The sequence below is a fragment of the Pseudomonas sp. IPO3749 genome, assembly GCF_013386605.1.
Lineage (GTDB): Bacteria > Pseudomonadota > Gammaproteobacteria > Pseudomonadales > Pseudomonadaceae > Aquipseudomonas > Aquipseudomonas azotoformans_A.
This window is the reverse complement of record NZ_JACARN010000042.1, coordinates 134,100-142,814: the sequence shown is the minus strand read 5'-3', so window position 1 is coordinate 142,814 and position 8,715 is coordinate 134,100. Positions and strand designations below refer to the sequence as shown.

Genomic DNA, 8,715 nt, shown 5'->3' with positions numbered 1-8,715 from the left:
CTTATTCAGGACGGGACAGCAAATACAAAAAAGCCCCGAACCAGTCGGGGCTTTTTCATTCAGCGCAAAGGCTTAGCGCGGAAACGCAGGCGGGTTGACCCCAGCCATATCTTCCATCACGCGAACCACCTGGCAGCTGTAGCCGAACTCGTTGTCGTACCACACGTACAGGACAACGCGGTTGTCCTGGGTAATGGTCGCTTCAGCGTCCACCACACCGGCGTGGCGCGAGCCCACGAAGTCGGTGGAGACCACTTCCTGCGAGTTGACGAAGTCGATTTGCTTATGCAGATCGGAGTGCAGCGCCATGTAGCGCAGGTACTCGTTCATCTCTTCACGGGTGGCGGCTTTCTCAAGGTTCAGGTTGAGAATGGCCATCGACACGTTTGGCGTCGGCACGCGGATCGCGTTGCCGGTCAGCTTGCCGGCCAGCTCAGGCAGGGCCTTGGCAGCAGCGGTGGCAGCACCGGTCTCGGTGATCACCATGTTCAACGCAGCGCTACGGCCACGGCGATCGCCCTTGTGGAAGTTGTCGATCAGGTTCTGGTCGTTGGTGTACGAGTGAACGGTTTCGACGTGGCCGTTGACGATGCCGAACTTGTCGTTCACAGCCTTCAGCACCGGCACGATGGCGTTGGTGGTGCAGGAAGCGGCGGACACGATCTTGTCGTCAGCGGTGATTTCGCCGTGGTTGATGCCGTGAACGATGTTCTTCAACTTGCCTTTGCCAGGCGCGGTGAGGACAACGCGATCCACACCCGGGCAGGCCAGGTGCTGGCCCAGGCCTTCGGCGTCACGCCATACGCCGGTGTTGTCCACCAGCAGGGCGTCCTTGATGCCGTACTGGGTGTAATCCACCTCGGACGGGTTCTTCGCGTAGATCACCTGGATCAGGTTACCGTTGGCGGTGATGGTGTTGTTTTCTTCGTCGATGACGATGGTGCCGTTGAACGGACCGTGTACCGAATCGCGGCGCAGCAGGCTGGCGCGTTTGGTCAGGTCGTTCTCGGCGCCTTTGCGCACGACGATGGCACGCAGGCGCAGGCCGTCGCCGCCACCGGTTTTTTCGATCAGGATGCGTGCCAGCAGGCGGCCGATACGACCGAAGCCGTACAGCACTACGTCGGTGCCTTTGCGGGCAGCTGCGTTTTGCTGGCCAACCACATCGGCCATTTCTTCACGCACGAACTGCTCGGCGGTACGGCCGGCGCCTTCCTTGCGGAACTTGTAGGCCAGCTTGCCCAGGTCTACCGAGGCCGCGCCGAGCTTGAGCTCGCTCATGGCTTTAAGCAGTGGGAATGTTTCGTGGACGGAGAGTTCGCTGTCGTCGGCGGAACGGTGACGCGCAAAGCGGTGGGCTTTGAGAATCGCGATGACGGACTGGTTGATCAGGCTGCGGCCATAGATCGAGCTCACCACATTGTTATTGCGGTACAGCTGACCGATAAGCGGGATCATCGCTTCTGCGAGTGCTTCACGGTCGATCCATTCACCAAGACACTGGTCGGGCTTCTGAGTCACGGGAACCTTCCACATGTAGGGGCTGAAAAAAGGGGCTACATTATGCCGCCCGACCGCCCCCGGAGCAATGCGCGTCCGGCAACAAAAAGTCCTTGCGAAAAATTGACACCCCGCTACAGCCCAGTAAATACGCGGGTTCCAGAAGGCCACCAATGGCAGGCGCGGAACAACTTGTCCGTAACTCTCCGAAAAACGCGTACATTTTGGCACTACATATTGAGTCAAAACCCGCCATTGTTTGTCTTAGCCACTACATTTCCTACAAACCGTAATAGGCTCAGTCAGCAACTGACAGACGGCGTCCCGCACCGTTACAATTACCGACTTTGTCGCAACGCTTGGAGCTCAACCTTCCGTGCCCGTCCTGCGTCTACCGCTACTCCCTGCTGCGGCAGGCAAACAGCACTGGGGCAACCTGCCCGGTGCCGCCCTGAGCCTGGCCATCGCCGAGGCTGCCAGCGCAGCCAAGCGCTTTACCCTGCTGCTCACCGCCGACAGCCAAAGCGCCGAACGGCTGGAGCAGGAGCTGAGCTTCTTCGCCCCCGATTTGCCGGTGCTGCATTTCCCCGACTGGGAAACCCTGCCCTACGACCTGTTCTCGCCGCACCAGGACATCATCTCCCAGCGCATCGCCAGCCTGTACCGCTTGCCGGAACTGGCCCACGGCGTGCTGGTGGTGCCGATCACCACGGCCTTGCATCGCCTGGCGCCGACCAAGTTCCTGCTGGGCAGCAGCCTGGTGCTGGATATCGGCCAGAAGCTTGATGTCGAGCAGATGCGCACGCGCCTGGAAGCCAGCGGCTATCGCTGCGTCGACACGGTGTACGAACACGGTGAGTTCGCGGTGCGTGGCGCGCTGATCGACCTGTTCCCGATGGGCAGCAAATTGCCCTATCGCATCGACCTGTTCGATGACGAAATCGAGACCCTGCGCACCTTCGATCCGGAAAACCAACGCTCCATCGATAAAGTCGAATCGGTCAAGCTGCTGCCCGCACGGGAATTCCCGCTGCAGAAAGACGCGGTCACGCGCTTCAAGGCGCGCTTCCGTGAACGCTTCGACGTGGACTTCCGCCGCTGCCCGATCTTCCAGGACCTGAGCAGCGGGATTACTCCCGCCGGTATCGAGTACTACCTGCCGTTGTTCTTCGACGAGACCTCCACCCTCTTCGATTACCTGCCCCAGGACACCCAGGTGTTCTCGCTGCCAGGCATCGAACAGGCCGCGGAAAACTTCTGGAATGACGTGCGCAACCGCTATGAAGAGCGCCGCGTCGATCCTTCACGTCCTTTATTGCCGCCCGCCGAACTGTTCCTGCCGGTGGAAGACTGCTTTGCGCGCCTGAAAAGCTGGCCGCGCGTGGTCGCCAGCCAACAGGATGTGGAGACCGGCGTCGGCCGCGAACGCTTCCCGGCGGGCACACTGCCGGATCTGGCAATCCAGGCAAAAGCCACGCAACCGCTGGAAGCGCTGTCCAATTTCCTCGGCGACTTCCCCGGCCGCGTGTTGTTTACCGCTGAATCCGCCGGCCGTCGCGAAGTGCTGCTGGAACTGTTGGAACGCCTGAAGCTGCGACCGAAAACCGTCGACAGCTGGCCGGACTTCGTCAAAAGCAAAGAACGCCTGGCGATCACCATCGCGCCGCTGGACGAAGGCCTGTTGCTGGATGATCCGGCCCTGGCATTGATCGCCGAGAGCCCGTTGTTCGGCCAGCGCGTGATGCAACGTCGCCGCCGCGAAAAACGCGCAGACGCCAACAACGACGCGGTGATCAAGAACCTCACCGAACTGCGCGAAGGCGCGCCAGTGGTGCACATCGACCACGGCGTCGGCCGCTACCTGGGCTTGCAGACCCTGGAGATCGACAACCAGGCCGCCGAATTCCTCACCATGGAATACGCCGAGGGCGCCAAGCTCTATGTGCCAGTGGCCAGCCTGCATTTGATCGCGCGCTACACCGGCAGCGATGACGCCCTGGCGCCCTTGCATCGCCTGGGCTCCGAGACCTGGCAGAAAGCCAAGCGCAAGGCCGCCGAGCAGGTGCGCGACGTCGCTGCCGAATTGCTCGACATCTATGCCCGCCGCGCGGCGCGCGAAGGTTACGCGTTTGCCGACCCGAAAGCCGACTACGCCACCTTCAGCGCCGGCTTCGCCTTCGAAGAAACCCCGGACCAGCAAACCACCATCGAAGCGGTGCGCGCCGACATGCTCGCGCCCAAGCCCATGGACCGCCTGGTCTGTGGCGATGTGGGTTTCGGCAAGACCGAAGTGGCCATGCGCGCCGCCTTCATTGCCGTGCACGGCGGCCGCCAGGTAGCCATCCTAGTGCCCACCACCCTGCTCGCCCAACAGCACTACAACAGCTTCCGCGACCGCTTTGCCGACTGGCCGGTGACCGTGGAAGTGATGAGCCGCTTCAAGTCGGCCAAGGAAGTGAATGCGGCCATCGCCGATTTGGCTGAAGGCAAGATCGACATCGTGATCGGCACCCACAAGCTGCTGTCGGACGATGTGAAGATCAAGAACCTGGGCCTGGTGATCATCGACGAAGAACACCGTTTTGGTGTGCGTCAGAAGGAACAGCTCAAGGCCCTGCGCAGCGAAGTCGACATCCTCACCCTGACCGCCACGCCGATTCCGCGTACGTTGAATATGGCGGTGTCGGGCATGCGCGACCTGTCGATCATCGCCACGCCGCCGGCGCGACGTTTGTCGGTACGCACCTTCGTGATGGAGCAGAACAAAAGCACGGTCAAGGAAGCGCTGCTACGTGAACTGCTGCGCGGCGGGCAGGTGTATTACCTGCACAACGACGTAAAGACCATCGAGAAATGCGCCGCCGACCTCGCCGAGCTGGTGCCGGAGGCGCGTATCGCCATCGGCCACGGGCAGATGCGCGAGCGCGAACTCGAACAGGTGATGAGCGACTTCTACCACAAGCGCTTTAACGTGCTGATCGCCTCGACCATCATCGAGACCGGCATCGACGTGCCGAGCGCCAACACCATCATCATCGAGCGCGCCGACAAGTTCGGCCTGGCGCAATTGCACCAGCTGCGTGGCCGTGTTGGGCGCAGTCACCACCAGGCGTATGCCTATTTGCTCACGCCGCCGCGCCAACAGATCACCTCCGACGCGGAAAAGCGCCTGGAAGCGATCGCCAACACCCAGGACCTGGGCGCGGGCTTTGTGCTGGCCACCAACGACCTGGAAATCCGCGGCGCCGGCGAACTGCTGGGCGACGGCCAGAGCGGGCAGATCCAGGCGGTCGGTTTCACGCTGTATATGGAGATGCTTGAGCGCGCGGTGAAAGCCATCCGCAAGGGCGAGCAGCCGAATCTGGATCAACCGTTGGGCGGCGGCCCGGAGATCAACCTGCGCTTGCCGGCGTTGATTCCCGAAGATTACCTGCCGGATGTGCATGCACGGCTGATCCTGTACAAGCGCATCGCCTCGGCCACCGATGAAGAAGGCCTTAAAGACCTGCAGGTGGAGATGATCGACCGCTTCGGCCTGTTGCCGGAACCGACCAAGAACCTGGTACGCCTGACCCTGCTCAAGTTGCAGGCCGAGCAGTTGGGCATCAAGAAAGTCGACGCCGGACCGCAGGGCGGACGCATCGAATTCGAAGCGCAGACACCGGTGGACCCCCTGGTGCTGATCAAGCTGATCCAGGGCCAGCCCAACCGCTACAAGTTCGAAGGGGCTACGCTTTTCAAGTTCATGGTACCGATGGAACGTGCCGAAGAACGCTTTAATACCTTGGAGGCGTTGTTCGAGCGCCTCATCCCGAAATCTGCTTGAAGGACGCCCCAATGCGCCTGTTCCGCATGTTGTGCCTGTTGTTGGTGGTCGTGGCCCCTGCGGCGTTCGCCGACAGCCCGTACCAGGTGGAAATGATCCTGGTGCGCCAGAACGCCGAACCGGTGATCAGCAGCCGCGCCGCCCCGGAAAACTGGGATGCCGGAGCGGCGCGCCTGGGCGACAGACTGAGCCCGCCGCGCCTGTCCAACATTGTCGATAAGCTGCGTGCCGACTCTACCTACACGGTGCTGCTGCATAAGGCGTGGGAACAGAACCTGGGCGAGCAGCCGGTCAAGGTCGCGATCACCGACGGTTCGGAGCAATTCGGCCAGTTTCCGATCGAGGGCGTATTGAGCCTGCAACTGGGCCGCTTTACCGATATCGATGCGAACTTCTGGATCAACCAGTTCGACGCCAACGGCAGCGTGATCGCCAGCGAGCACCTGAGCCAGACCGACGTGCGCACCAAGAACAACCAACTCAACTACCTGGATGGCGGCCACCTGGCGCTGCTGATCAAGATCACCTCGCTGACTGCCAAGCCACCCAGCGCTCCACCGCCCGACATCCAGGACTGATCCAGCACCATGTCCCTCACGTCGTCGCTGACCAAACCCCTGGCCCCTTCGTGGGCCAATCGCTTTAAAGAGCAGAGCCTTGAGCGCGGGCGACGTTATGCCCTGGAAAACCGGGTGCGCATCGTCGAGTGCGGCGACAGCACCATCGTCGCCAGTTGCGAAGGCTCCGGCAGCAACGTGTATCGCCAGACCATCTCGCTGCGTGAATCGGCCAAGGGCACCTTGATCCTGGTGGATAGCCGCTGTACCTGCCCGGTGCACACCAACTGCAAACACATTGCCGCGGTATTGCTCAAGGTCCAGGAAACCCTGGCCTACCCCGCCGCCGCACAGGATGCAGAGCTGCTGGAAAAACTCCAGGCCGTGCTGGAAAACCGTGCCGTGCTGCCGCAAGTGGTGATGGAAGACGTGGTGCCGGTGCCGCGCCTGTGGATGGCCAGCGTCGAATTCAGCGCCTTTGAACCGCGCAACGGCAAGATGCAGCGCTATATCCAGCACCGCGCGGCGCTGTCGTTCAACTACCTGGGTAACTATGTCAGCGGGCAAAAAAACGCCGACATCATTGTGCGCCAGGACACCCAGAGCCTGCGCATCAAGCGGCATCCGGAGCTTGAGCAACCGTATCGCGAACAACTGCGCCTGCTGGGCTTCAAGATCGCCACGCGCCAGAGCAAGGCCCTGCCGGAAAGCGCCGGCGAGCTGTTCGAGATGGTCAATGACAGTGCCTGGCTGACCTTCACGCTCAATGCCACGCCGACACTTCGGGCCGAGGGCTGGGAACTGCTGATCGACGATGATTTCGGCTTCGACCTCAGCGCCGTCGATGACTGGTATGCCACCGTCGATGAAGGTCCGGAGCGTGATTGGTTCGATCTGGAGCTGGGGATTATCGTCAATGGCGAGCGACTGAGCCTGCTGCCGATCCTGCTGAACCTGATGCGCTCCCACACCGAGATCCTCAACCCGGAGAAACTGGCGCGACGCCGCGATGATGAGCTGATCCTGGTGAATATCCCCGGCCTGCCCAATGGCCATGGCCCGATACAAGTGGCGCTGCCCTACGGTCGATTGAAACCAGTGCTGGCGACCCTCGGTGAGTTTTACCTACAGGAATCCGGCACCACCACGCTGCGCATGGCCAAGGCCGATGCGATCCGGCTCAACCCACTGGAAGACTTGCCGCTGCAATGGGAAGGTGGCGAGAAAATCCGCAACTTTGCCCAGCGCCTGCGGGATATCAAGGACTTTACCTGCGTAGCGCCTGAAGGGCTGAACGCGACCTTGCGCCCTTACCAACTGGAAGGCCTGAGCTGGATGCAGTCGCTGCGTCAGCTGGATGTCGGCGGCATACTCGCGGATGACATGGGCCTGGGCAAAACCCTACAGACCCTGGCGCATATTCTCACTGAGAAAATCGCGGGTCGCCTGGATCGGCCGTGCATGGTGGTGATGCCCACCAGCCTGATTCCCAACTGGCTGGATGAGGCGGCGCACTTCACACCGCAACTCAAGGTGTTGGCGCTGTATGGCGCAGGGCGCAAGAAACATTTCGCCAACCTGCAGGACTATGACCTGCTGCTGACCACCTATGCGCTGCTGCCCAAGGACATCGAACCACTCGCCGCCCTGCCCTTGCATGTGCTGATCCTCGATGAAGCCCAGTACATCAAGAACCCGTCCAGTAAGGCGGCCCAGGCGGCGCGCGAGCTGAACGCACGCCAGCGCCTGTGCCTGAGTGGTACGCCGCTGGAAAATCACCTGGGTGAACTGTGGTCATTGTTCCACTTTCTGCTGCCCGGCTGGCTCGGTGATGTAAAAAGCTTCAACCGTGATTACCGCGTGCCCATCGAAAAGCGCGCCAGCGATGTACGATTGCAGCACCTCAACGGTCGGATCAAACCTTTCCTGCTGCGCCGCACCAAGGAACAAGTGGCGACTGAGTTGCCCCCCAAGACCGAGATCATCCACTGGGTCGACCTCAATGAAGCCCAGCGCGACGTATACGAAACCATGCGCCTGGCCATGGACAAGAAAGTCCGCGACGAGATCACCCGCAAAGGTGTTGCGCGCAGCCAGATCATCATCCTTGAGGCTCTGCTGAAGTTGCGCCAAGTGTGTTGCGACTTGCGGCTGGTCAACGACGCGACCCTGCCCGCCCGTGGCAGCAGCTCCGGCAAGCTGGATAGCTTGATGGAGATGCTTGAGGAACTGTTTGAGGAAGGTCGGCGGATCCTGCTGTTTTCGCAGTTCACCTCAATGTTGAGCCTGATCGAAATCGAGCTGAAAAAACGTGGCGTGGCCTACGCACTGCTCACCGGCCAGACCCGGGATCGGCGCACGCCGGTGAAGGACTTCCAGAGCGGCAAGCTGCAGATTTTTCTGATCAGCCTGAAAGCCGGCGGTGTGGGCCTGAACCTGACCGAAGCCGACACGGTGATCCATTACGACCCTTGGTGGAACCCGGCCACGGAAAACCAGGCCACCGACCGCGCCTATCGCATCGGTCAGGAGAAGCCGGTGTTCGTCTACAAGATGATCGCCAGGGGCACGGTGGAAGAGAAAATCCAGCACCTGCAGAAGGAAAAATCCGACCTGGCAGCGGGCGTGCTGGATGGGCGTACTACAGGAGACTGGCAGCTGGGCAATGAGGATATTGAGGCGTTGTTTGCGCCGTTGCCGAATAAGCAAGAAAAGCGCTGACTTCCAGACCGCTTTCGCGAGCAAGCCCGCTCCCATACTTGACTGCATTCCAAAGCTGGAACTCGGTCGAATGTGGGAGCGGGCTTGCTCGCGAAGGCCGCGCCGCGGTGT

General features: G+C 61.2%; 4 protein-coding genes. 3 read left to right on the top strand and 1 reads right to left on the bottom strand.

Annotated features, from left to right (window positions below):
- Positions 1–72: 72 nt before the first annotated feature.
- Positions 73–1,536 (bottom strand): glyceraldehyde-3-phosphate dehydrogenase, encoded by a 1,464-nt coding sequence (locus tag HX812_RS17820; RefSeq protein WP_028619425.1) that lies wholly within the window; start codon positions 1,534–1,536, stop codon positions 73–75.
- Between the two features lie 340 nt (positions 1,537–1,876).
- Here HX812_RS17820 and mfd point away from each other — a divergent pair, with 340 nt between their 5' ends.
- Genes mfd through HX812_RS17805 form a run of 3 tightly spaced genes read left to right on the top strand, consistent with a single transcriptional unit; the run spans position 1,877 to position 8,604 of the window.
- Complete coding sequence (mfd, locus tag HX812_RS17815; RefSeq protein ID WP_038846798.1) at positions 1,877–5,326, top strand: transcription-repair coupling factor; 3,450 nt, start codon at positions 1,877–1,879, stop codon at positions 5,324–5,326.
- A gap of 11 nt (positions 5,327–5,337) precedes the next feature.
- Positions 5,338–5,904 (top strand): CsiV family protein, encoded by a 567-nt coding sequence (locus HX812_RS17810; RefSeq protein ID WP_038846800.1) that lies wholly within the window; start codon positions 5,338–5,340, stop codon positions 5,902–5,904.
- Positions 5,905–5,913: 9 nt separating this feature from the next.
- Positions 5,914–8,604, top strand: coding sequence for a DEAD/DEAH box helicase (locus HX812_RS17805; RefSeq protein ID WP_038846802.1), 2,691 nt, complete (start codon positions 5,914–5,916; stop codon positions 8,602–8,604).
- The last annotated feature ends 111 nt before the right edge of the window (positions 8,605–8,715 follow it).